This window comes from Porphyrobacter sp. MBR-49, assembly GCF_053628655.1.
Genome location: NZ_JBRJGU010000004.1, coordinates 73,316 through 97,354, shown reverse-complemented (window position 1 = coordinate 97,354; position 24,039 = coordinate 73,316). Strand labels below are relative to the sequence as shown.

The following is a 24,039-nucleotide window of genomic DNA, read 5'->3' as shown; positions in this document are numbered from 1 at the left end:
ATGCAAATCCGTGCCGCAGAAATCTCCAAGGTCATCAAGGACCAGATCGCCAATTTCGGCACCGAGGCCGAAGTCAGCGAAACCGGCACCGTGCTGAGCGTGGGTGACGGGATCGCCCGCATCCACGGGCTCGATCAGGTGCAGGCCGGCGAAATGGTCGAATTCGCCAACGGGGTGCAGGGCATGGCGCTCAACCTCGAAGCCGACAATGTCGGTGTCGTGATCTTCGGCTCGGACGCCGAGATCAAGGAAGGCGATATCGTCAAGCGCACCGGCACCATCGTTGACGTGCCGGTGGGCAAGGGCCTGCTGGGCCGCGTGGTCGATGCGCTCGGCAATCCGATTGACGGCAAGGGGCCGATCGAAACCACCCAGCGCAGCCGCGTTGAAGTGAAGGCGCCGGGCATCATCCCGCGCGAATCGGTGTCCGAACCCGTGCAGACCGGCCTCAAGGCGATTGACGCGCTGGTGCCCGTGGGCCGTGGTCAGCGCGAGCTAATCATCGGTGACCGTCAGACCGGCAAGACTGCGGTCGCGATCGACACCTTCATCAACCAGAAGGAAGCCAACGCGGGCGACGATGAAGGCAAGAAGCTTTACTGCGTCTATGTCGCGGTCGGCCAGAAGCGTTCGACCGTGGCGCAGATCGTCAAGCAGCTCGAAGAAAACGGCGCGATGGAATATTCGATCGTGGTCGCTGCGACCGCATCGGAACCTGCCCCGCTGCAATACCTTGCGCCCTATACCGGCTGCGCGATGGGTGAATTTTTTCGCGACAACGGCATGCACGCCGTGATCGTTTATGACGATTTGTCGAAGCAGGCCGTGGCTTACCGCCAGATGTCGCTGCTCCTGCGTCGTCCTCCGGGCCGTGAAGCCTATCCGGGCGACGTGTTCTACCTGCACTCTCGCCTGCTTGAACGCGCGGCCAAGATGAACGCCGATAACGGCCACGGTTCGCTCACCGCGCTGCCGATCATCGAAACGCAGGCAGGCGACGTGTCGGCCTATATCCCGACCAACGTGATCTCGATCACCGACGGCCAGATCTTCCTCGAAACCGGGCTATTCTATCAGGGCATCCGTCCGGCGATCAACGTCGGCCTGTCGGTCAGCCGCGTGGGCGGTGCCGCGCAGACCAAGGCGATGAAGAAGGTGGCGGGCTCGATGAAGCTCGATCTGGCGCAATACCGCGAAATGGCGGCGTTTGCGCAGTTCGGTTCCGATCTTGATGCGGCGACGCAGAAACTGCTCAACCGTGGCGCGCGTCTGACTGAGTTGCTCAAGCAGGCGCAATTCTCGCCGATGCCGTTCGAGGAACAGACCGTGTCGATCTATGCCGGCACCAACGGCTATCTCGATAGCATCGCGGTGAACCGCGTGGGCGAGTATGAAAGCCAGATGCTCGATTTCATGCGTCGCGAACACGGTGACGTGCTGACCGAGATTCGCACCAGCAAGAAGTTCGAAGGCGAGGCCGAAAGCAAGACCAAGGCCGCGCTGCAAGCCTTCGCCAAGCAGTTCGCGTAAGGGCACCGCCCGCCCCGTCACCCCGGCGAAGGCCGGGGCCTAGTTCGACGGGTCATATGGATCCCGGCCTTCGCCGGGATGACGAAATGGAGAAATTTGAGTGCCCTCACTCAAGGAACTCAAAGGTCGGATCAACTCGGTCAAATCGACCCAGAAGATCACCAAGGCCAAACAGATGGTCGCGGCGGCCAAGCTGCGCCGGGCGCAGGCTGCGGCTGAGGCCGGGCGGCCCTATGCCACGCGGCTGGCAGCGGTGATGGCATCGCTGGCGGGCAAGGTGAGCGGCGATTCTGCGCCCCGTCTGCTGGCAGGCACCGGCGCGGATCAGCGTCACCTGCTGGTGGTGGTCAACACCGACAAGGGCCTGTGCGGCGGGTTGAACTCGAACATCGTCAAGGCCGCCAAGGTCAAGGCACGCGAATTGATCGAGGACGGAAAAACAGTCGAATTTTACCTCGTCGGCCGGAAAGGCCGCGCGCCGCTGAAGCGCGAATTCCCCTCGGCTGTTGGCAACGGGTTCGACACCAGCACGGTCAAAACCCCCGGCTTCACCGAGGCCGAAGCCATCACCGATGAACTGATCGCGCTGTTTGACGCGGGCAAGTTCGACATCGCGCACCTCGTCTATCCGACCTTCAAATCGGCGCTGGCGCAGGATCCCACGGAAAACCAGCTGATCCCCGTCCCCGCCCCCACCAACACCGCCGCGAGCGATGCGGTGGTCGAATACGAGCCGGGCGAAGAGGAAATCCTCGAAGAACTGCTGCCGCGTTACGTGCGCACTCAGCTGTTCGGCGCGCTGCTCGAACGTGAGGCGTCCGAACAAGGCGCCTCGATGACCGCGATGGACAACGCCACGCGCAACGCGGGCGACCTGATCGGCAAGCTGACCATCATCTACAACCGCCAGCGTCAGGCGGCGATTACCACCGAATTGATTGAAATTATCGCAGGAGCGGAGGCATTGTGATGTTGATTTCGACGACAGCGATACAGCAACCTTACGACGTCATCGACATAATGATGTTTCTCGATACCTTCGAGCAAAAGGGTTTTCTCGGGTCCGGCGGATACGATTTCGATGGTGCTTTTGCATCTTCAAAGGAAAAAATGGCCGAAATTGCACGCTCGAAAGGCGGTGACGCAATTATCGGCTGTAATTTTGAACTGCGTGTCGCCGTGAAGCAAGGTTTTACCGCACAACAGGTTTTTGAACTCTTTTGCTTTGGAACGATTGTTAAACTTCGCGATAGCGAATTTGGAAACTAAGGACATTCAGATGGCCACCGCCCCCACTCTCAACCAGACCACCAACGGCACGATCAGCCAGGTCATCGGCGCTGTCGTCGACGTGCAGTTCCCCGGTGAACTGCCCGCGATCCTGACCGCGCTCGAAACCCGCAATGGTGACAAGACGCTGGTGCTCGAAGTCGCTCAGCACCTTGGCGAAAACACCGTGCGCACCATCGCGATGGACGCCACCGAAGGCCTCACGCGTGGCAGCGAAGTGATCAACACCGGCGCGCAGATTTCTGTGCCGGTCGGCCCCAAGGTGCTGGGCCGGATCATGAACGTGATCGGCGAAGCGATCGACGAACGCGGCCCGATCGGCGCGGAAAGCACCATGCCGATCCACGCCGAGGCCCCGCTGTTCATCGACCAGTCGACCGACGCGGCGATCCTTGTCACCGGGATCAAGGTGATCGACCTGCTCGCCCCCTATGCGCGCGGCGGCAAGATCGGCCTGTTCGGCGGCGCGGGCGTGGGCAAGACCGTGCTGATTCAGGAACTCATCAACAACATCGCCAAGGGCCACGGCGGCGTGTCGGTGTTCGCGGGCGTGGGTGAGCGCACCCGCGAAGGCAACGACCTCTATCACGAATTCCTCGACGCGGGCGTTATCGCCAAGGACGCCGATGGCAATGCGACCAGCGAAGGTTCAAAAGTGGCGCTGGTGTTCGGCCAGATGAACGAGCCGCCGGGCGCGCGTTCACGCGTGGCGCTGTCGGGCCTGACGATGGCGGAATATTTCCGCGACGTCGAAGGCCAGGACGTGTTGTTCTTCGTCGACAATATCTTCCGCTTCACCCAGGCGGGTTCGGAAGTGTCGGCGCTGCTCGGCCGTACTCCGAGCGCCGTGGGTTATCAGCCGACGCTGGCGACCGACATGGGTAAGCTGCAGGAACGCATCACCTCCACCACCAAGGGTTCGATCACCTCGGTGCAGGCGATTTACGTGCCTGCCGACGATTTGACCGACCCGGCACCTGCCGCTTCGTTTGCCCACCTTGACGCGACCACCACGCTGAGCCGTGCGATTTCGGAGCTCGGCATCTACCCGGCGGTTGACCCGCTCGACTCCACCTCGCGCGTGCTTGAACCGCGCGTGGTCGGCAACGAGCATTACGAAACCGCCCGCCGCGTTCAGGAAACCTTGCAGAAATACAAGAGCCTGCAGGACATCATCGCGATCCTCGGGATGGATGAACTGTCGGAAGAGGACAAGCTGATCGTCGCCCGCGCGCGCAAGCTGCAGAAGTTCCTGTCGCAGCCGTTCCACGTCGCCGAGGTGTTCACCAACATTCCCGGCGTGTTCGTGCAGCTGGAAGACACGGTGAAGAGCTTCAAGGCGGTGGTCGACGGCGAATATGACCACCTGCCCGAAAGCGCCTTCTACATGGTCGGCGGGATCGAACAGGCGGTCGAAAAGGCCAAGAAGCTGGCTGAAGAGGCGTAAGCAATGCCACTGCATTTCGAACTCGTGACCCCCGCCAAACTCGTCCGTTCGGAGGAAGTCCACATGGTAGTCGTCCCCGGTGCTGAGGGCGAATTCGGCGTGCTGGAAGGCCACGCGCCGTTCATGTCGACCGTGCGCGATGGCGCGGTGCAGATCTACAAGACCGAAGCCAGCGCGCCCGAGGTGATCGAAGTGCGCGGCGGCTTTGCCGAAGTCAATGAAAAGGGCCTCACCGTGCTGGCTGAACACGTCGAGGGGTAGCAATAGCTGCGCGGGGACGCACAAAAAACAGAAGGGGCGGGCCGATGGCTCGCCCTTTTTCATTTCGTCATTGCGAGCCGCGTAGCGGCGCGGCAATCCAGAGCGACACGTGGGCGCACTGGATTGTCGCGTCGCCTGCGGCTCCTCGCAATGACGAGAAAAGCAGCGCACCAAAATCAGATATCTCCCCTTCCCTTTCGCGCGCTCCCCCGGCACAACCGCATCCAGCAATTCCCCCAAGGAGAGGACGCGTGAAACTTGTCTCCACATTCGCATTGGCGCTCGCAATGACCATCGCATCAACAACTGGCGCAGCCGCGCAAGAAACCCCTGTCACCGGCGTCCCCGGACCCGAGCAGGATCCCTATATCTGGCTCGAAGAAGCCCGCAGCCCCGAGGCGCTGGACTGGGTCGCCAAGGAGAACACCCGCACGCTGGCCGCGTTTGAAGCTGACCCCCGGTTCGCGCAATTGAAGGCCGAGGCGCTGGCGATTTTCGACAGCGAGGACCGCATCCCCTTCGTCAGCTTCCGCCCCGATGGCTTGTATAATTTCTGGCAGGACAAGGCCAATCCCAAAGGCCTACTGCGCCGCACCAGCCTCGAAAGTTACCGCACCGACAAGCCGGAGTGGGAGGTCATCCTTGACGTTGACGCGCTCGCCAAGGCGGAGGGCAAGGAGTGGGTCTATCAGGGTTCGACCTGCCTGCCGCCCGCGCTCAATAAATGCATGATCGCGCTGTCCGATGGCGGCGAGGATGCCACCATCATGCGCGAGTTCGACACCGCGACCAAACAATTCGTCGAAGGCGGTTTCGTGCTCGATGCCAAGAGCCAGGGCGGCGTCAGCTGGATCGATGCCGACACGCTGCTGGTGGGCCGCAGTTTCGGTGACGGCACGCTGACGGAAAGCGAATATCCCTTCACCAGCCGGGTGTGGAAACGCGGCACCGACATCGCCGACGCACCCGAAATCTTCCGGGGTGAGCCGACCGACGTGTGGGCGGGTGCCAGCCTACTGCGCGACAACGCCGGCACGATCCACGCCCGCACCGCGTTTCGCGCGATCAGCTTTCACGAAAGCCTCTATTTCGTCGAAAAGGACGGCGCATGGCTCGCGCTCGACATCCCCAAAAAGGCCTCGCCTTACGGGATCGTCGATGGCCACCTGCTCTATTCGACCGATGAAGATTGGACGGTGGACGGCCAGACCTTCCCCGCTGACAGCCTGATCGCGGTCGATCTGGAGGAATGGAAAGCCGACCCCAACGGCGCGAAGAAAACACTGGTCTGGGCACCGGGCGAACGCCAGACCAAGCAGGGCGGCGCGGTCACCGGCAATGCGCTGTTCGTGACGCTGCTCGATAATGTCGTGGGCAAGGTGCTGGAGTTCAATTTTGACGGCGGCGAATGGGTCAGCCATCAGGTGGCCCTGCCCGATAACGCCACGCTCGGCATCGCGGCGTCGTCTGACGAGACCGACCAGATCATGTACACGGTCAGCGGGTTTCTGGAACCGACCACGCTCTATTACGCCGATGGCTCGGGCACGCCTGCGGTGCTCAAAACCAGCCCGGCCTATTTCGACCCCGCTGGGATGGAGGTGGAGCAGCACGAGGCGACCAGCGCCGACGGCACCAAAATTCCCTATTTCATCGTCAAGCCCAAGGGCATGGAGCTGGATGGCACCACCGCCACGCTGATGACCGGCTACGGAGGCTTCCAAATCGCGCGCCTGCCCGCCTATCTCGGCAGCACGGGCAAACTGTGGGTGGAAAAGGGCGGCGCCTATGTGCTTGCCAACCTGCGCGGGGGTGGGGAATTCGGGCCGAACTGGCACCAGACCGCGATTCGCGAGAACAAGCAGCGCACCTGGGACGATTTCATCACGGTGGGCGATGATCTGGTGAAGCGCGGCTTCACCTCGCCGCAGCATCTCGGCATTCAGGGCGGATCGCAGGGCGGCTTGCTGGTCGGAACCGCGTTTACCCAGCGGCCTGACCTGTTTGGCGCGGCGATTGTGCAGATCCCGCTGTTCGATATGCTGCGGTTCCACCTGATCGGGCGCGGGGCATCGTGGATCGGCGAATATGGCGACCCGCGCATCCCCGAACAGCGCGCCTGGATCGAGGCCTATTCACCCTATCAGAAGATCGTCGAAGGCGTGGATTACCCTGCGCCGTTCCTGTGGGCATCGACCGCGGACGACCGCACCCACCCCGCCCACGCACGCAAGGGCGCGGCGCGGCTCAAGGCGTTGGGCCAGCCCTATTACTACTTCGAAGACACCACCGGAGGGCACTCCGGCGGGGTCGATAATGATCAGCGCGCCAAGCTGCAGGCGCTGCAATTCATCTATCTGATGCAGCGGTTGATGGATCAGCATCGCGAATAGATTCGCCTCTCGCATAACTCAGACAGGGGCGGTTCCGGCAAGGGATCGCCCCTTTTGCGTTAGATAACGCAGGCAAACGTAACTATTTGTAAAATAAGCTGACACTTTGCCCTCAGCTCGTCGCAAGCGCGGCACGGGGCGGTTCGTCAACGCGGTTTTAACCATGTTCGGCAGCACCTTGTTAGGCCTGCTCGTCAACACTCAGGCCATCGGGGGCGATGACACGCACAGCTGACGAGGAACACAGTGATGGCCTATCCCAGAGACATGTCGATTGCCGATGCGATCAAGCAATACGGCCTGCCGAAAACCCACCGCGTGCATTGGTCCAAGGCGCGCAAGGATGACGTGGTGCGCGCCGTGCGCGACCGCGCTATCAGCTTTACCGAAGCCCGCGAACGATATCTGCTCAGCCGCAGCGAATTCGCGCAGTGGGAGCGTGAATATATCGCGGCGGGCGGCAAAGCCGCGCGGATGGAGGATGCCTGAGAAATGACGGGGATTCGCTGCGCTTAACTCCGTGGCGAGCCCTTTTTTCTCTCAGCTACGGCTTAGGCGCGGGAAGATCCCGGATATTTAGCTTTGCAAGATCCCCCAAAGGCGCGAACCAATCTTGCTCGCTCATACATCCGCTGAGCCGTTCTTGATGGTGTGTAGCTTTTTCAGCAAAGTCCGCTGATTCTTCGCTTCGAGCGAAATAAGAAACACAATGTCCTTCATAAAAAATAATTCGCTTCAAATCGCCATGGAAGTTCAATTTGCTCAGCAACATCGAGTAAATTAACCTCTATTGTAGAGTGTGGATTGTACTCCCCATGTATTTCAGTTAGCTTGAAAATAAATCCATTAAGTTGCTTGTTGGCAATGTGAATTGTATCTTCGAGCCTTTGGATTTCAGCATTAGCTCTCTCTTCCACTCGCTTTCGCTCTAATCGCAGGGTTGAAAGTTTATTCGAGATATCTTCCCAATCATACAAGCCAGTAATCATCGCTACCTCCGTGAACCCTACCTCATTACAATGGCCCCCTTTTGTTCTTTTGTCACCAGAATTTTCGGAATAATCCCCGTCTTTCATATCGATGGTGATGCCATCGAATTGCAGTAAGTTAAGGGAATTACAGGTGCTGCGACCCAACGGGCCAACTTACCGCGTCGGCGCGTCGAAATCGGCGGGCTTGTTTGCCACCCAGGCGACAAACTTGGCGATTGCAGGATTGTCGCGGATCACGCTCGCCTTGTCACCGATCCGCGCCAATTCATTATTGGTGAAGTTGGCGTGGATGGTCTTGTGGCAGATCGGGTGAATCGGCACCTTCACCTTGCCCTTTTTGGCCTTGGGCACCGGATGATGCCATTGCTCGATGTCGCCAAGCGGGCGGGAGCAGAGCCAGCAGTTGGGGTGGTCGCTCACTTCTTCTCCGCCGCTTTCTTCTTCTTCATCGCGTCGTGGAACCGATCCGCCCAGCCCGGCTTCACCAATTGTTCGGCGCGCACCATGCGCAGCTCTCCGGGCGCGACATCGCGGCTGACGGTGCTGCCCGCCGCGACAATCGCATCCGCGCCGATGCTGACGGGCGCGACCAGCGCCGAGTTCGATCCGATGAAGGCGCGCTCACCAATCACGGTCTTGTGCTTGAAATAGCCATCATAATTGCAAGTAATCGTGCCCGCGCCAATATTCGCGCCCGCGCCGATGGTGGCATCGCCGAGATAGGTGAGGTGGCTTGCCTTCGCGCCCTGCCCCAGCACCGCGTTCTTCACCTCAACGAAATTGCCGACGAAGCTGCCTTCTTCCAGCACCGTGCCTAGGCGCAGGCGCGCAAACGGGCCGACCTTGACCCCGCTCGCCAGCTTCGCGCCTTCGATGTGCGAATTGGCGCGGATCAGCACGTTGTCGGCAATCACCACGCCGGGGCCGAAAAACACGTTGGGTTCAATCGTGACATCGCGGCCCACCTGCGTGTCCCAATTGAAGAACACCGTATCGGGCGCGATCAGGGTTGCGCCTTCGTCCATCGCCCTGATGCGCCGCGCCGCCTGCCAGCGGCTTTCCGCAGCGGCGAGTTCAGCGCGGCTGTTGATCCCGGCAACTTCATCGGGCGTTTCCGCCACGATCACCGCGCAGGTGCGCCCGTCGGCAATCGCGATGTTGACGATGTCGGGGAGGTAATATTCGCCCTGCGCGTTATCATTGCCGACCCGCGCCAGCAGCGCGAACAGATCGCCCGCACGCGCCGCGATCAGGCCCGAATTGCACAGCCGCGTAGCGCGTTCGCCCTCGTCCGCGTCCTTGTATTCGACCATCTTGATGATGCGGCCATCATCATCCGCGATCACCCGGCCATAGGCGAGCGGATCGGCAGGCTCAAAGCCCAATACCACCGCAGCCGGGCTATCCGCGCCGTGCAACCGTTCCAGCATCGCGCGCATCGTCGCCGCCTTCACGAAGGGCACATCGCCGTAAAGCACCAGCACATCGCCCGCAAAACCCGCCAGCGCGCCCTCGGCCTGCGCTACCGCGTGGCCGGTGCCAAGCTGCGGTTCTTGCAGGCAGGTGGCCGCGCGCGCGCCCACCGCCGCCTCGATCTGATCGCGCCCTGCGCCGACCACCACCGCCAGCCGTTCCGGCCCGAGTTCTTCGACCGACGTCATCAGGTGATCGAGCATCGCCCGGCCCGCAATCGGGTGCAGCACCTTGTGCCTATCGCTTTTCATGCGGGTGCCCTTGCCCGCGGCAAGGATGATGGCGGCGAAAGGATGTGTCGTCGTGGTCATGAAAGCCCCTGTAAGTTAAGCCGCGCCTGCCAGCAAATGCTTGCGGTTTGAAGAAGCATCCGCCACCGCGCCTGGCCATGACGCAAATTCCCTTTGATGCAATCGGGTTCGACCTTGATGGCACCCTGCTCGATACCTTTCGCGATCTGGGCGCGGCAGTAAACCATGCGCTGGTGCTGGGCGGGTTTGATGCGGCACCGCTCGATACCTCGAAAGACCTGATCGGCGGCGGGGCCAAGATCATGCTGGCGCGCGCGGTGGAAGCGCAGGGCGGCCTGCCGGATGATGAATTCAAGCGGCTCTACAAGGCGATGCTGGCCTATTATGCCGAACACAACGCCGTCCACACCGCGCCCTATCCCGGCGTGCGCGAGGCGCTGGCAGAGCTGGCGGCGCAGGGGGTGCGGATGGCGGTCGTCACCAACAAGTTTGAAGGTTTTGCCCGCAGCATCCTGACCCAGCTTGATCTGATCGGCGCGTTTGAAACCGTGATCGGCGGGGATTCGATGGGCAAGGGCGATGATGGCCAGTTCCTTGCCAAACCGCACCCCGCCCCGGTGATCGCCGCGCGCGCTGCCACGGGCGACGGGCGATTCGTGTTCATCGGCGATTCGACCTATGATGCTCGTGCCGCGCAAGCTGCCGAAGTGCCGTTCGTCGCGGCTGCCTATGGCTATTGCGATGCGCCCCCGCACGAAATGGGCGCGGATGCGGTGATCGATTCGTTTGCTGATCTGATTCCGGCGCTCACACGGCTTTCGCATCGCGGCTGACCCTACGGCATCCGCCGCCTGACAGTTCGGCGGTTGCAAGCCACGCTTGAAAGTGCCACGCAGCGGCCACAAATCAGCTTTACGCAGGCGTAAACCGCGCCGCCCAGAAGCCGCATAGATCAAGGACAGGAGAACACACATGACCATCAACTTCAAAGACAAGGTTGCCATCGTTACCGGTGCAGGCGGCGGTTTGGGCCGGGCCTATGCGCTGGAACTCGCGCGGCGCGGGGCGAAGGTTGTGGTCAATGATCTGGGCGGCGCGCGCGATGGCACCGGCACCTCTGACGCCGCAGCGCAGGTCGTCGCCGAAATCGAAGCGATGGGCGGCGAAGCCATCGCCAACGGCGGGTCGGTTACCGAATACGAACAGATGGAAAAGATGGTCGCCGATGCCAAGCAGAAGTGGGGCGGCGTCCATGTGCTCATCAACAACGCGGGCGTGCTGCGCGACAAGACCTTCGTCAAGATGGAACCGGCCGACTTTGAATTCGTGGTCAAGGTGCACCTCACCGGCAGCGCCTTTGCCACCAAGGCGTGCTGGGAAACCTTCCGCGAACAGGGCTATGGCCGCGTGCTGATGACCGCGTCGTCCACCGGCCTGTTCGGCAATTTCGGCCAAGCGAACTACGGCGCGGCCAAGCTCGGCCTTGCGGGCCTGACCAAGACGCTGGCATTGGAAGGCGCGAAGTATAACGTGCGCTGCAACACCCTGTCGCCGGTCGCGGGCACCCGCATGACCGAAGATCTGTTCCCCGAAGAAGCGTTCAAGCTGTTCGCGCCCGAAAACGTGGTGCCTGCCGCGCTATTCCTCGTCAGCGAAGACGCGCCGACCAATGCGATTGTTGGCGCGGGCGCGGGTGGTTTCCACTCCTCGTGGACGGTGATGAACGATGCGGTGTGGCTGCCCGAAGGTGAACGCACGGTCGAAGGCTTTGCCGCGCATTGGGAAGAAATCAACGCCTTCACCAACCTGATCGCCCCGCAATCGGGCAGCGAACAATCGGGCAATATCCTGAAGGCGATGCAGAAAGTGACCGGAACGGGGCCGGGCAGCGCGCGCGGGTGATCCTGTCTATCCCCCTCCCTTAGGGGAGGGGGGCTTTCAATCCACCGCCTTCAGCAACCGCCGCTCCATCGGTGCGAGCACGCCCGCAAGGTCGTGGCCGCGTTTGAGCACCTGTCCGTGTTCGCCGAACAGCGTCCACATCCCCTGTTTCGCGCGCAAGGCAGGGCGTTTTTCGACCCGGGCCTGCGGGCGTTCGGCACTGCGGCGGAACGCGGCGAAGGTCGCGGAGTGGCGGTCAAAATCCATCGCGTAATCGCGCCACTGTCCGGCGGCGACCATCCGGCCATACAGATCAAGGATGCGCTGCAATTCGGCGCGTTCGAACCCGACCTGCGATGCTGCGTGGCCCGGAAACGCCACCACCTGCCCGGCATTCAATCCCATTGGCAACCCCATTGTGCCGGAAACATTAATTCCTGACTTCAATCCTTGGTTCCGCTTTTGAGCGGGGCCTCAGCCTCAACCGGCGCGCTGCGTTCTGCCAGCAGCGCCTTCATCGCCGCCATTTCTTCGCGCAGACCCGCGATTTCCGCCTCCAGCTTTTCCACGCAATCACGGCGCGGGCGGCCTTCGTCATCGCATGGAGAATCATCGCAAGGCGTGCCGTAGGGAATGAATTCCTTGATCCATTCCTCCGCCGGAACCAGTGTTGAACGCGCCTTCAGCCCGATCATCGTCGCGCCCGCAGGCACGTCTTCGGTAACAACCGCATTCGCGCCGACGCGCGCGCGTTCACCCACCACAATCGGCCCGATAATCTGCGCGCCCGAACCGATGATGACATTATCGGCCAAGGTCGGGTGGCGTTTTCCGCCCTTGCCGTTGGTGGGGTTGGTGCCGCCCAGCGTGACACATTGATAAATAGTGACATTATCGCCAATTTCGGCGGTTTCACCAATCACGGTAAAGCCGTGGTCGATAAACAGGTTCTTGCCGATCTGCGCGCCGGGGTGAATGTCAATCGCGGTCAGTGCCCGCGAAAAATGGTTCACAAACCGGGCGAGGAAATACAGCTTGGCGTCAAACAGCCAATGCGCGATGCGGTGCATCCCCAGCGCCAGAACCCCCGGATAAAGCAGGATTTCCCAGCGCGAACGCGGCGCAGGGTCGCGCGCGCGCACCGAATCCAGATAGCTGATCAGCTGTTCAAACATGACACCTTTATTCCCATCAAACGGCGCGTGATGCAAATCGCGCCTTACAGCAGACGTTGCTGCTCTGGCCCATGCAAGGCCTCCAGCGCGGCGCGCCACACCGACATGGTGGCGGGCACCTGTCGTTCAAGGCTGATGCGGTCAATCGCTGCGACCAGCGCTTCAATCCCGGCAAAGCTGCGGGTGGTGCGCGGAACGAGGTATTCCGCCGCCCCATCGGGCAGGCTCAGCCCGCGTTGTTCGGCGTGCGCATGGATCAACGCGCCCGCCATCGCATCATCGGGCGCGCCAATCGCCAGTTGCAACGATCCGCCGATGCGTGAGGCGAGATCGGGCAAGGCGATGTTCCACCCACCGCTTCCCTCGCCGCCATTGGCGACCAGCAACAATGCCCCGCCTTCGCGTGACCCGCCTTGCTGCACCGCGTTCCAGCGGTGGAACAGATCGGTTTCATCCGCCCGTTCGGCGTCGTCGATCACCTCAAGCCCGTCTGCTCCCGGCAGGCTCTGCGCCCAGCGGGCCAGCAGCGATTTGCCCGAACGCGGCGGGCCGGTCAGCACGGCGACGTGGAATGGCCAGCGCGCGGGGTCCTGCAACGCCTCGATCACCCCGGCATTGGCCGCGCCAATCACGATCCGCTGCGCGCCCGCAGGCCCGCGCCCGGACAACGGCAAGGCAATCTGCGACGGGAACGGGGTGTTCATCACCGCCAGCGCCTAACGGCTGATGGCGAGCGCATTCGCCCCTCGCCGCACGGTAAACCCGCGCGCTTCGAACGCGGCGGCCAGTTCTTCGAGCGTTCCGGCATAGCTCACGCTCATCACCGACGTGCCGCCAATCGCGGTGCTGGTCACGCCCAGCCCGCGCACACCGGCGGTGCCGCGCACTGTGCTCAGCAGTCCGTCAAACGTGGCGGCATCTGGGGTGGCAAACTGCACTGTGATGGCGCGCACGGTTGCTTCGCCCGGCACAGGGCCGCTAATCGGTAGGGCATTGGTTCCCGGAATTATCCCAGCCGCCGCCGCAGCAGCAGCAGCAGCTTCCTCGCGCGCCTTCACCGCCTGCCCGATCTCGATCAGGCGCTGGATTGCCGGATCAACTTCGCCAGCGCCGCCCAGCCGCAAGGTCGGATCGGGCTTGAGCTTACCCGCAGCCAGCGCGCCTGAAAAAATGCCGTCGATCCGTTCAACCGCGCGGCCCAGCATTTCCGGCACCTGATCCGGCCCATCAGCCGTCAGTGTGAAAGTTTCGAGCAGGCGGCTATCCGGGCCATATCGCGCGGTGAAGGTGCCGCTGACCGGCCCGCCGGGAAACTGGTGATCGAGCCGGGCAAACGCCATCAGCGCATCGGTTGCGCCATATTGGTCGAGCATACTGCGCCACCATGCCCGGCTGCGGCGGGTCGCCTGACCGAAATTGACCAGCAGCGAATCGCCCCCCGCCCCGCTCAGGCGCACGTAATTGATGCGGCTGGTACCGGGATTGAAGTCGGCCCAGGCCTGCTGCCACGGATTGCGTTGTTCAAAGGCAATGAACGCCCCGCCGCTTTCCATCGCCGGGATCAGCAATAACGGGGCCGACCGCGCCGCCTGCTCCGGGCCGCCAAGATAACTGCCCGCGCGCTGACGGTCGAACACCACGCCCAGCGTGGCGATATAGCGCCGCGGGCCCAGCCGTTCGCGCTCGATCACGATCGCGGATACCAGCCCGTCAAGCTGCCCGTCGGACAGTTTCGGCCCGCCAACCTTGGCCCACGCCTGCCGCTGCGCCTCACGCCATCCTTTGGCGCGGGCGTCCTCGGCGCTTTTGCCGCTGACATCGATGCTGATCCCGCGCACTTCGATATCGGCGCTGGCAGCGGTGGGCGCGATCCCGCGTTCGCCCGCCACCTGCGCCACCAACGCATAGGCCCCGCCGAGCAAGGCGAACGCCAGCACAGCGCCGCCCAGCCAGCGAGCCAATGGGCGGGCGGCATCATGGCCGGGAAGGGGAAGAGTCATGCTCATCGGGGAAATCGCGCGCCTTTTGCCCAAAGGCGAGTGGAATTCCAAGCGCGAAAGGCTAAAGCGGCGTGCATGACTGCCGGGAAAACATCAAATGGCGGGCCGGATGGCTCCTCCTACACCTATGCCGATGCGGGCGTATCGATTGCGGCTGGCAATGCGCTGGTCAAAGCCATCGCCCCGCTGGCCAAGGCCACAGCGCGCCCCGGCGCGACCAGCGAGTTGGGCGGATTTGGCGGGTTTTTCGATCCCAAGGCCGCCGGATATCGCGATCCGCTGCTGGTCGCCGCGAATGACGGGGTCGGCACCAAGCTGAAACTGGCGATTGACCATGACCGGCACGACCACGTCGGCATCGATCTGGTCGCGATGTGCGTCAATGATCTGATCGTTCAGGGCGCAGAACCGCTATTTTTCCTCGATTATTTCGCCACGGGCAAGCTGGAAAACGGCGTGGCGACCCGCGTGATCGCGGGCATCGCCACCGGCTGCAAGCAGGCCGAATGCGCGCTGATCGGCGGCGAGACGGCGGAAATGCCGGGGATGTATGCCGCCGGAGACTATGACCTTGCGGGTTTCTGTGTCGGCGCGGTCGAACGCGGCGAGCAGTTGACGGGTGACAAGGTTGCACCGGGTGATGTGTTGCTGGGACTGGCCTCGTCAGGTGTGCATTCCAATGGCTATTCGCTGGTGCGCAGGCTGGCGGCGGACAAGGGTTGGAAGATGGGTCGCCCTGCCCCGTTCGACCAAGACCAGTTGCTGATCAACGCCCTGATCGCGCCGACGCGGATCTATGTCGCAAGCCTGCTGCCGCTGATCCGCAGCGGTTTGATCAATGGGCTCGCCCATATCACCGGCGGCGGGTTGCTCGAAAACATCCCGCGTATCCTTCCGCAAGGCGCGCACGCGGTGGTCGATGCAAATCTGTGGCCGCAACCACGGTTGATGGCGTTCCTGCAAGCGCAGGGGCAGATCGAGCCAGAAGAAATGGCGCGCACCTTCAATTGCGGGGTCGGCATGGTGCTGGCCGTGGCGGCGGACAAGGTGGCCGAGGTCACGCTGCGGCTTGAAGCGGCGGGCGAGACTGTGTTTACCGTGGGCCGGATCGACGCGGGCGACAAGGGTTGCACCGTGCGCGGATCGGTGGAAACCTGGGCGGCCAAAAGCGATTGGAGCGCGACGCATCTTGGCTGAAAAAGCCCGCATCGCCATCCTGATTTCCGGCGCGGGCACCAATATGGCCGCGCTGCTCTATGCCAGCCGCATGGGAGATTGCCCTTACGAAGTGGTGCTGGTCGCCAGCAATGACGCAGCAGCGCCGGGGCTGGCGCTGGCCGCGCTGGAAGGCGCGGCGACCTTCGCCCAATCGCACAAGGGCATGACCCGCGCGGATCATGACGCGGTGATGGAAGCCGCTGTTAGAGACGCGGGCGCGGATTTTATCGTGCTGGCGGGCTATATGCGCATCTTGTCAGACGGATTTGTGCAGCGCTGGGCGGGCCGGATGCTCAATATCCACCCGTCGTTGCTGCCCAAATACAAGGGGCTGGATACTTTCGCCCGCGCCATCGCAGCGGGCGATAGCCACGCAGGCGCGAGCGTTCATCTGGTCACGCCCGAACTCGACGCAGGCGAGGTGCTGGCGCAGGCGCGCGTCGCGATTGCGAGCGATGATACCCCCGCAACCCTCGCCGAGCGGGTGCGCTTGGCCGAACATCAGCTCTATCCCCGCGCGGTGGCAGACTATGTGACGCGCTTCACGGACATCGCGGACGAATTCTGATGGTGCCCCGCTCCACCCCCGCCCGCGATCATCCACTGGCGCGCGGGGCGCTGGCGCAGCGGGCCAGTGATTTTTTGGGGAAGGCATGGGCCAATGGCTGGCTGCCGCCGCCGAACCTTGATCCCGACGCGCTGTGGGCGCTGGCGGCCAAGCCCTTTGGCGCGCAGGCTGAGGCGGTCGAACAGGGCGCGCGCGCGCCCGAAGACGTCGCCGATTTTCGCGAGCGGCTGCAACGCCTGTGCGCGGCGGTTGAGGCCGAGGCCGATCTCAACCCGCTGGGCCGCACGATGGCGTGGGGGCAGGTGTCGCGCGTGGTCAAGAACCGCCTCGCTTTCGGCGCGCTGTGGCTGAAGCGGCCCGAATTGCTCGAAACGCGCCTCGCCCCGCCGATCATCGTTATCGGCCATATGCGCAGCGGGACAACGCGCATCCACACCCTGCTGGCGGCTGACCCGGCGCATTCACACACCCGCTATTGCGATGCCTATCACCCGGTGCCCGCGCGGTGGGGCATGAACCGGGTCAAGGCGGCGGTCGAACTCGCCATGCTCGGCGCGCTCAATCCGTGGATGCAGGCAATCCATCCGATGGCTCCGGGCGCGGTGGAAGAGGAACTGGCGTGGATTTCAGCCGCGCTGCACCATTCGATCTACGAATCGCAGTGGCACATCCCGACTTTTTCCGCATGGAGCGAAGCGCGCGAAGCTGCGCCGATTTACCGCGAGATGGCCCGCATCCTGCGCACCGACGCCGCCACGCGCGCGCTGGCACCAAAGCCCCGCGTGATGAAGGTGCCCGCCTTTGCTGAGGATCTGCCCGCGCTGCTCACCGCGTTCCCCGACGCCCGTTTGGTGATTGCGCAGCGCGATCCTGACGCGGTGCTGCGCAGCGCGGTATCGCTGGCGGCGAACCAGATGGCGATGCAGTCCGATGCTTGCGATCTTGATGCGATTACAGCGCGCTGGCGCCGCAAGATCGCGCTGCGTGATGAGCGCATGACCGACGCGCTGGCCGGATGGCATGGCCCGGTCGCGCGGCTTGCCTTCGATGAATTGAATACCGATTGGGAGGCCGCGATCCGGCGCTGCTACGCCGATCTTGGGCTTGCGCTTACGTCTCAGGCACTGGCGGCAATGCGCAAGCGGATGGCGGCAAGCAAGGGCGGTCTGCACCACGCGCATTCGCAACAATTGGCGCGCTTTGCTGAGGCGGGCTAGCCGATCGGCGCTGTAATGTGGGATATAACGAAAAGGCCGCCCCTTTCGGAGCGGCCCTTTGCATTTCATCCGGCCTGAAAAATCAGCCGACGATTTCTTCATCCTTGAAGAAGAACGCGATTTCGATGGCCGCGTTTTCTTCCGAATCCGAACCGTGAACGGTGTTCTCACCGATCGACAGGGCGAGTTCCTTGCGGATCGTGCCGGGGGCAGCGTCCGCCGGGTTGGTCGCGCCCATCACTTCGCGGTTGCGGGCTACGGCGTCTTCGCCTTCGAGCACCTGCACCACCACCGGCTCGCTCATCATGAAATCAACGAGTTCACCAAAGAACGGGCGTTCGCGGTGGACGCCGTAGAAACCTTCGGCCTGTTCGCGGGTCATGTGGATGCGCTTGGACGCGACGACGCGCAGGCCGGCGTCTTCCAGCATCTTGGTAACAGCGCCGGTCAGGTTGCGACGGGTGGCATCGGGCTTGATGATCGAAAAGGTGCGGGTAACCGCCATGATTATGCTCCTGTGGACGTATTTTTATGGGGGATGTTGGCCGCGCCCGTAGATGCTGCGCTGCAAAATGGCAAGCGTCGCGCACGGTGTTCTCGGCGCCTGCCGTTTTCTTGATCGAGCAAATATGCTATGCAATGCAGCTTGGGGAATTGGGGGGGACACATGGAAAACGATTACACGCTATCGCGGCGGCGCTTTGCTGGCGCCGCACTAACCGCAGCAGGCATCATTGCGACCGGCGGCATCGCCCGTGCGGCGACACCAGCGCAGACGGCCAGCGGCCCGCTCGGCCCGTTCTATCCGATAATGCGTCCAGCCGATGATGATTTCGACATGACCATGATCAAGGGCAATACCGGGCGAGCGTTGGGCCGAGTCATCGAAGTCACCGGGCGCGTGCTCGACAGCCGGGGCAATCCCGTCCGCGGTGCCGAACTGGAATTATGGCAATGCAATGCCGCCGGTCGCTATGATCATCCGGGCGATATTGCCACCGCCCCACTCGATCCGAACTTCCAGGGCTTTGCCCGGCTGATCACCGGCCCAAGCGGCGAATGGCGGGTGATGACGATCAAACCAGCAGGCTATGCGAGCCCGATTGGCTGGCGCACGCCGCACATCCACTTCGACGTGCGTGGTCGCCAGCACCGGTTGATAACGCAGATGTATTTCAGCGAAGACCACGTCACCAACAGCAAGGACGCGCTCTATAACCAGCTTGGCGAGGACGCGATCACCGCGATGGCGGCCCAGCAGGCAGCAGATCGCTATCGCTGGGACATCGTGGTGAGCGACAGCTGAAGCTGGCGGCGATTATCCGCCGGTCTTGCTGCCGATGATGATCTGTCCGGTGGTTGCATCCTTCTGATTGTCGGTCGCGGTGATCGACATCGTGGAACCGTCGCGCTCGCGCTCTGCGCCGATCATCAGGGTGCCGTTGGTGTTCATTTCGATCTGGATCGCGAACCCGGCGGCCTTGGCCTGATCGCGGTAATGGGCGATGATTGTGTCGGCGGCGGCGTCTGCCTCGAACATCACCATTGTCCCCTGCCCACCGGGCTGGTTGACAACGGTGTTGGTGATCACCTTTGATCCGGGAAACAGGCTGAAACCGGCGGGCAGGCTGACCGGCACATCCGCGCCCGAACGCAAGGTGGCGGTGCCATCGGGCCCTTCGACCGTCATACTGGTTTCGCCGGTATCCTTGTCGATGGTGTATTCGGCGGTTTCGCCGTCCTTGGTAGTGAATTCACCCGAGGTTTCCGAACCGCAGGCGGTAAGCAAAAATGCCGCGCTGCTTGCCAATACCAATGCCACCTTACGCATCTGCAATCCCCCTCACATTACGCGCATCAATATCATTGATTCGGGTTGCTGCGGCAAGCCCTCAGCCTTTCTTGACCCAACGCCCGTCTTCCTGCGCGAAGTAGGCGCGTTCCACATCATCCTTGCCATCCTGCGCGCGCCATGCAGCCCGCGCGGCGGGTGCGGCATCGGGCGGGAACAGCAGGAACACGCGGGCAAAGCCGGGGGTATCGCGAAACACCCCGTCGGCAAGGATCAGGTGGCTCGCCCCGTTGCTGGCGGCAGGTTCAGCGGACAGCAGGATCGGTTGATCCGCCCCGCCGGTCGCATCGGCCTCACCATTGGCAAGGAAGCTCTCCGGCCCCGCCTGCCACAGCGCGCGGGCAATGGCGGCGCGCTGCTGGGCATCATCCGACACCACCAGCAACCGCGCGCCCTCCGCCAGCGTCCGCTTGGCGATCAGGGCGACAACCTTTTCGATAGGGTCGGTGGTGACTTGCCAGAAGTCCAACTTCATAGTTCTTGCTGTCCTACCGCTCCGCTATTTGAAGATGGTTATCCCTCCACCACATCGCGCACGAATTGTTCGAGCAGGCGCGCGCCGTATCCGGTTGCGCCTTTCTCCCACGAGTGGCCCGGTTTGGCCGCCCACACCATCCCGGCAATGTCGAGATGCGCCCACGGCGTGCCGTCCTTGATGAAGCGTTGCAGGAACTGCGCAGCGGTGATTGATCCGCCTTCACGCGGGCCGACATTCTTCATGTCAGCAATCTGCGAATCGATCAGTTTGTCGTAATTGGCACCCAGCGGCATCCGCCACAGCTTGTCACCGCTGGCCTTGCCTGCCGCGGCCAACTGCTCAGCCAGTGTATCGTCATTAGCGAACATCCCGCCATGTTCGTTGCCCAGCGCAATGATCATCGCCCCGGTCAGCGTGGCGAGATCGACGATCCGTGCCGCGTCATATTGTTCCTGCGCCCAGTGCAGCGCGTCGCACAATACCAGCCGCCCTTCGGCATCGGTGTTGAGCACTTCGACTGTCTGCCCGCTCATGGTGGTGACGATATCGCCGGGGCGCTGCGCCTTGCCGTCGGGCATATTTTCAACGAGGCCCATCACGCCGATCACATTGGCCTTGGCCTTGCGGGTGACGATGGCCAGCATCGCGCCAGCCACAGCGCCTGCCCCGCCCATGTCCCACTTCATGTCTTCCATGCCGGGGCCGGGCTTCAACGAGATGCCGCCGGTATCGAAGGTGACGCCCTTGCCGACGAACACGGTCGGCTTTTCGTCCGCTGCGCCGCCGTTCCAGCGGATCGCGATCAGTTTCGATTCGCGTTCCGACCCGCGCCCCACCGCAACCAGCGCGCCCATGCCGAGCGCTTCCATTTCGGCCTCGCTCAACACGGTGATGTCCGCGCCCGTCCCGGCGAAGGCTTTCTGACAGGCGGCAACAAAGGTTTCGGGGTAGATCACATTGGGCGCTTCGGTCACCAGATAGCGGGTGAATTCGACGCCCTTGGCCAGCGCGGCTTCGCGTTCCCACGCGGCTTCGGTTCCCGCGGGGGCATTGATGACGTGCACGGTTTCAAGGCTGGGGCGCTTTTCAGCCGACAGCTTGGTGCGATACTTGTCGTGCCGCCAGCCGCGCAGCCTGAGACCGAGCAGCACCGCCGCCGCATCGTCCGCCGACAATCCCGCCTGCCCCAGATCGAGCGCCATCGCACGCTCGGTCGAAACCAGATATTTCGCCGTCAGCGCTGCGCCCGCGCGTTCGCAATCGAGCCGCCGGTCGGCCCCGTCAGCCTCCCCCGCGCCCGCCAGCGCAATCCGTTTCACCGCGCCTTCGACGCTAGCGAAACTTTCAAACACCTGCCCCGCGCGCCCGGAAAAGCGCGATGCCGCCGCCCCTTCAACCAGTGCCGCGTCCAGCCCGGTCAACGCCGCCCCCTGATTAACCACGCGGGCGTGCAGACGGACGGTGGAAGGCGGGGTGGAGGTGAAAATTATCTGCATGGGTTCTCCGCAATTTTGTGGTCGACGCGCCGGATCGGCATATGCTTTCGCGCGGCGCAACAGCAGCCCATCGGGCACTTACCAACAAGCGCGCGCGACGGGCCGCAAACGCGATTGCGATTAGGCGCGAGCAATGCAATAGGCAAGGCCATGTCGGGAGGCTCGTTGAATGGATCGCGCAGCGCCGCGCGCTATGGCCTGCGCCTCCCGGCGCGGGGCGCGGTGCCGTGTGCAGTGCTGGGCTTCACGCTGATCGCATTGTCCGCGCCTGTGGCCGCGCAGGAACCGCCGCCCGTCGAGGCCGCTGAAACAGCACCGCGCGCAATCGATTTCGAAGCGACCCAGATTGCCTACGACAAAGAGGCCGAAACCATCATCGCGCGCGGCAATGTGATCCTGCGTTCCGAAGACCGATCCGTGCGCGCCGATGAAATCACTTGGGATCGCCGCACCGGCCGGATCATCGCCACCGGCAATGTCCGCCTGGTGGACGAAACGGGCAACCAACTGTTCACCGATCAGGTCGAACTGACCGAAACCTTTGATACTGGTGCGATGTCCGAATTGCTGATCGCGCTACGTGCGGGCGGCAGGCTGGCTGCGCGCTCAGCCGATCGCGACGAAAACGGCGTGGCGATTTTCACCGACGCTGCCTACACCGCCTGCCCTGTCATCGACCCGCAAAGCTGCGCGCAAGACCCCAGTTGGCGTGTCACCGCCGACCGCGTGATCTACGACCAGAACCAGAACACCGTGCGCTTCAAGGGCGCGGTGCTCGAACTGTTCGGTGCCCGCGTCCTGCCGATGCCGGGCCTCTCGCTACGCACCGATGGCAAGGCCACGTCGGGCTTTCTGGTTCCCGACGTGCGCATCTCGCGGGTTAACGGTCTGGAACTGAGCAGCGAATATTACGTGCGCGTGGCCGACAATGCCGATCTGACATTGGGGGCTTTTGCCTTCACCAAGGTCGCGCCGATGGCCAGTGCCAAATGGCGGCAACTGACCGACAAGGGAGCCTATCAGATCACCGGTTTCGTTACGTCCAGCGACCGGCTGACCGATCTGACCGGCGCGCCAAGCGTAGAGCGCGATCTGCGCGGCTATATCGAAGGCAACGGCCGGTTTCAGCTCTCGCCCGACTGGAGCCTGACCGGTTCGTTCCGGCGGGCGAGTGACCGCACCTTTTTGCGGCGCTATGATATCAGCCGCGATGACCGGCTACGCTCGACCGCCAATCTCGAACGCATTACCGATCTGTCCTATCTGTCGATTGCCGGCTGGGCGACGCAGACGCTGCGCATCAATGCGCAGCAAGGCCAGATCCCGGTCGCGCTGCCCGCGATTGATTACCGCCAGAAACTCGCCAATCCGGTGCTGGGCGGCGACCTGCAGTTTCAGGCCAACAGTGTCGCCTTGCTGCGCGATGATGGGCAGGATACGCAGCGCGCCTTTGCCGGAGCGCAGTGGAACCTGCGGCGGTTGACCGGCATGGGTCAGGTAGTCACGCTGACCGGGCTGGTGCGCGGCGATGCCTTCCACACCAACAACACCGATGCGACTACCACCCTAAGCTATCGCGGCAACGAAGGCTGGACCGCACGCGGGGTTGCCACCGCTGCGCTTGATATTGAATGGCCGTTTGTAGGTCAGGCGTTTGGCGGAACGCAGGTATTCAAACCGCGCCTGCAATTCGTCGCCACCCCCAATATCCGCAACCTCGCCGTGCCCAACGAAGATTCGCGCGCGATCGATCTTGAGGATTCAAACCTGTTCGCACTCAACCGCTTCCCCGGCTATGATCAGGTTGAAGACGGCACGCGGATGACCTGGGGGGTCGACTGGGAACTGCAACGCCCCGGCTGGCGGATCAAATCGACCATCGGCCAATCGTTCCGGATCGAAGCGGAGTCGGATGGTTTGTTTCCCCAAGGCACCGGCCTGTCCGAACGGGTATCGGATTTTGTCGGGCGCACCGAAGTGCGGTTCCGCGACTTCGTGAAATTCACGCACCGCTTCCGGCTCGACAAGGATAATGGTGCGATCCGCCGTAACGAGATCGACGCGGCGGTCGGATCGCGCCGCAACTATCTAGAATTCGGCTATCTCCGGCTCAATCGCAACATTCAAACGGTCGAAGACCTGCGCGACCGCGAAGAACTGCGCGCCGCCGGCCGGGTTGCAATCGGGCGCAAATGGTCGGTGTTCGGATCAGGCGTGTTCAACCTGACTGATGCCGAAGATGACCCGATCTTTATGCCCGACGGATTTGAACCGATCCGCACCCGGCTGGGCTTTGCCTATCAGGATGATACGATGGAATTCGGCGCAACCTGGCGGCGCGATTTCATCACTGCGGGCGATGCGCGGCGCGGCAGCACGTTTCAGGTATTCTTCGCACTGCGCAATCTGGGGTTCCGATAGCGCACACGAATTGGCAGCGCGGATAAATCGGTCTAAAGGGCTCGCATCGGATAGCGAGCCGTGCTCTGACCAAGGTCGGGCAAGGCTCAGCTTCCA

24 protein-coding genes and 1 pseudogene are annotated in these 24,039 nt (G+C 62.8%); 14 read left to right on the top strand and 11 right to left on the bottom strand.

From position 1 onward, the window contains the following. The 7 genes from atpA (at position 1) to ACSSV3_RS06685 (ending at position 7,410) form a co-directional block, all read left to right on the top strand. Positions 1–1,530 carry a F0F1 ATP synthase subunit alpha gene (gene atpA / locus ACSSV3_RS06715; protein WP_354323179.1) on the top strand — a complete coding sequence of 510 codons (1,530 nt, stop codon included), beginning with the start codon at positions 1–3 and terminating at the stop codon, positions 1,528–1,530. Between the two features lie 100 nt (positions 1,531–1,630). After that, on the top strand, positions 1,631–2,500 hold the full coding sequence (locus ACSSV3_RS06710) for a F0F1 ATP synthase subunit gamma (RefSeq protein WP_354323177.1): 870 nt from the start codon (positions 1,631–1,633) through the stop codon (positions 2,498–2,500). Beyond that, a complete protein-coding gene (locus ACSSV3_RS06705; protein WP_354323175.1) occupies positions 2,500–2,799 on the top strand; it encodes a hypothetical protein in 300 nt (99 codons plus the stop codon). Before ACSSV3_RS06710 ends, ACSSV3_RS06705 begins: the two co-directional genes overlap by 1 nt. Positions 2,800–2,809: 10 nt before the next feature. After that, on the top strand, positions 2,810–4,267 hold the full coding sequence (gene atpD, locus ACSSV3_RS06700; protein WP_454184773.1) for a F0F1 ATP synthase subunit beta: 1,458 nt from the start codon (positions 2,810–2,812) through the stop codon (positions 4,265–4,267). Positions 4,268–4,270: 3 nt separating this feature from the next. Next, the gene (locus tag ACSSV3_RS06695) at positions 4,271–4,528 is read left to right on the top strand and encodes an ATP synthase F1 subunit epsilon (protein WP_354323171.1); all 258 of its coding nucleotides are present in this window, start codon (positions 4,271–4,273) and stop codon (positions 4,526–4,528) included. Between the two features lie 251 nt (positions 4,529–4,779). Next, a complete protein-coding gene (locus ACSSV3_RS06690) occupies positions 4,780–6,921 on the top strand; it encodes a prolyl oligopeptidase family serine peptidase (RefSeq protein ID WP_354323169.1) in 2,142 nt (713 codons plus the stop codon). A 249-nt stretch (positions 6,922–7,170) separates the two neighbouring features. Next, the gene (locus ACSSV3_RS06685) at positions 7,171–7,410 is read left to right on the top strand and encodes a DUF1153 domain-containing protein (protein WP_354323167.1); all 240 of its coding nucleotides are present in this window, start codon (positions 7,171–7,173) and stop codon (positions 7,408–7,410) included. Positions 7,411–7,637: 227 nt separating this feature from the next. Here the strand turns inward: ACSSV3_RS06685 and ACSSV3_RS06680 are convergent, their stop codons facing one another. From ACSSV3_RS06680 to glmU, 3 genes are all read right to left on the bottom strand, one after another. Next, positions 7,638–7,997 carry a hypothetical protein gene (locus ACSSV3_RS06680; protein ID WP_354323165.1) on the bottom strand — a complete coding sequence of 120 codons (360 nt, stop codon included), beginning with the start codon at positions 7,995–7,997 and terminating at the stop codon, positions 7,638–7,640. Between the two features lie 69 nt (positions 7,998–8,066). After that, on the bottom strand, positions 8,067–8,333 hold the full coding sequence (locus ACSSV3_RS06675) for an HNH endonuclease (protein ID WP_354323163.1): 267 nt from the start codon (positions 8,331–8,333) through the stop codon (positions 8,067–8,069). Continuing rightward, complete coding sequence (gene glmU / locus ACSSV3_RS06670; RefSeq protein ID WP_354323161.1) at positions 8,330–9,697, bottom strand: bifunctional UDP-N-acetylglucosamine diphosphorylase/glucosamine-1-phosphate N-acetyltransferase GlmU; 1,368 nt, start codon at positions 9,695–9,697, stop codon at positions 8,330–8,332. The genes ACSSV3_RS06675 and glmU overlap by 4 nt, the downstream gene beginning before the upstream one ends. 77 nt (positions 9,698–9,774) lie before the next feature. Here glmU and ACSSV3_RS06665 point away from each other — a divergent pair, with 77 nt between their 5' ends. Together ACSSV3_RS06665 and ACSSV3_RS06660 are read left to right on the top strand one after the other, a co-directional pair. Then, positions 9,775–10,470 (top strand): HAD hydrolase-like protein, encoded by a 696-nt coding sequence (locus ACSSV3_RS06665; protein WP_354323159.1) that lies wholly within the window; start codon positions 9,775–9,777, stop codon positions 10,468–10,470. A 139-nt stretch (positions 10,471–10,609) separates the two neighbouring features. After that, entirely contained in the window at positions 10,610–11,539 is a 930-nt protein-coding gene (locus tag ACSSV3_RS06660) for an SDR family NAD(P)-dependent oxidoreductase (RefSeq protein WP_354323158.1), read from the top strand. A 36-nt stretch (positions 11,540–11,575) separates the two neighbouring features. Here ACSSV3_RS06660 and ACSSV3_RS06655 read toward each other — a convergent pair whose 3' ends face one another. From ACSSV3_RS06655 to ACSSV3_RS06640, 4 genes are read right to left on the bottom strand one after another with little or no spacing between them, the layout of a single operon-like run. Beyond that, the gene (locus ACSSV3_RS06655) at positions 11,576–11,923 is read right to left on the bottom strand and encodes a DUF2794 domain-containing protein (protein WP_354323156.1); all 348 of its coding nucleotides are present in this window, start codon (positions 11,921–11,923) and stop codon (positions 11,576–11,578) included. Between the two features lie 38 nt (positions 11,924–11,961). Continuing rightward, complete coding sequence (gene epsC / locus ACSSV3_RS06650; protein WP_354323155.1) at positions 11,962–12,693, bottom strand: serine O-acetyltransferase EpsC; 732 nt, start codon at positions 12,691–12,693, stop codon at positions 11,962–11,964. Between the two features lie 44 nt (positions 12,694–12,737). After that, entirely contained in the window at positions 12,738–13,397 is a 660-nt protein-coding gene (locus ACSSV3_RS06645) for an HdaA/DnaA family protein (RefSeq protein WP_354323154.1), read from the bottom strand. A gap of 12 nt (positions 13,398–13,409) precedes the next feature. Then, complete coding sequence (locus ACSSV3_RS06640) at positions 13,410–14,693, bottom strand: heavy-metal-associated domain-containing protein (protein ID WP_354323153.1); 1,284 nt, start codon at positions 14,691–14,693, stop codon at positions 13,410–13,412. 75 nt (positions 14,694–14,768) lie between these two features. Here ACSSV3_RS06640 and purM point away from each other — a divergent pair, with 75 nt between their 5' ends. The 3 genes and pseudogenes from purM to ACSSV3_RS06625 all read left to right on the top strand — a co-directional run bounded on the left by purM (position 14,769) and on the right by ACSSV3_RS06625 (position 17,696). Further along, positions 14,769–15,890: a phosphoribosylformylglycinamidine cyclo-ligase gene (gene purM, locus ACSSV3_RS06635; RefSeq protein WP_354323151.1), complete on the top strand. Its 1,122-nt coding sequence runs from the start codon at positions 14,769–14,771 to the stop codon at positions 15,888–15,890. Then, positions 15,883–16,461, top strand: a pseudogene (purN, locus tag ACSSV3_RS06630) (phosphoribosylglycinamide formyltransferase); the annotation flags it as partial. The gene purM and the pseudogene purN, both read left to right, overlap by 8 nt. Positions 16,462–16,478: 17 nt before the next feature. After that, positions 16,479–17,696 carry a sulfotransferase family protein gene (locus ACSSV3_RS06625; protein WP_354323149.1) on the top strand — a complete coding sequence of 406 codons (1,218 nt, stop codon included), beginning with the start codon at positions 16,479–16,481 and terminating at the stop codon, positions 17,694–17,696. 82 nt (positions 17,697–17,778) lie between these two features. Here ACSSV3_RS06625 and ndk read toward each other — a convergent pair whose 3' ends face one another. Further along, positions 17,779–18,201 carry a nucleoside-diphosphate kinase gene (ndk, locus tag ACSSV3_RS06620; RefSeq protein ID WP_354323147.1) on the bottom strand — a complete coding sequence of 141 codons (423 nt, stop codon included), beginning with the start codon at positions 18,199–18,201 and terminating at the stop codon, positions 17,779–17,781. A gap of 162 nt (positions 18,202–18,363) precedes the next feature. Between ndk and ACSSV3_RS06615 the strand changes: the two genes are divergently transcribed. Then, positions 18,364–19,002, top strand: a complete 639-nt coding sequence (locus ACSSV3_RS06615) for a protocatechuate 3,4-dioxygenase (protein ID WP_354323146.1) — start codon at positions 18,364–18,366, stop codon at positions 19,000–19,002. A gap of 12 nt (positions 19,003–19,014) precedes the next feature. Here the strand turns inward: ACSSV3_RS06615 and ACSSV3_RS06610 are convergent, their stop codons facing one another. The 3 genes from ACSSV3_RS06610 to ACSSV3_RS06600 form a co-directional block, all read right to left on the bottom strand. After that, complete coding sequence (locus ACSSV3_RS06610; RefSeq protein ID WP_354323144.1) at positions 19,015–19,527, bottom strand: YgdI/YgdR family lipoprotein; 513 nt, start codon at positions 19,525–19,527, stop codon at positions 19,015–19,017. Between the two features lie 61 nt (positions 19,528–19,588). Continuing rightward, on the bottom strand, positions 19,589–20,023 hold the full coding sequence (locus ACSSV3_RS06605) for a DNA polymerase III subunit chi (RefSeq protein ID WP_354323142.1): 435 nt from the start codon (positions 20,021–20,023) through the stop codon (positions 19,589–19,591). Between the two features lie 38 nt (positions 20,024–20,061). Next, entirely contained in the window at positions 20,062–21,522 is a 1,461-nt protein-coding gene (locus ACSSV3_RS06600) for a leucyl aminopeptidase (RefSeq protein ID WP_354323141.1), read from the bottom strand. Positions 21,523–21,672: 150 nt separating this feature from the next. Between ACSSV3_RS06600 and ACSSV3_RS06595 the strand changes: the two genes are divergently transcribed. Continuing rightward, positions 21,673–23,943 (top strand): LPS-assembly protein LptD, encoded by a 2,271-nt coding sequence (locus ACSSV3_RS06595; RefSeq protein ID WP_354323139.1) that lies wholly within the window; start codon positions 21,673–21,675, stop codon positions 23,941–23,943. The last annotated feature ends 96 nt before the right edge of the window (positions 23,944–24,039 follow it).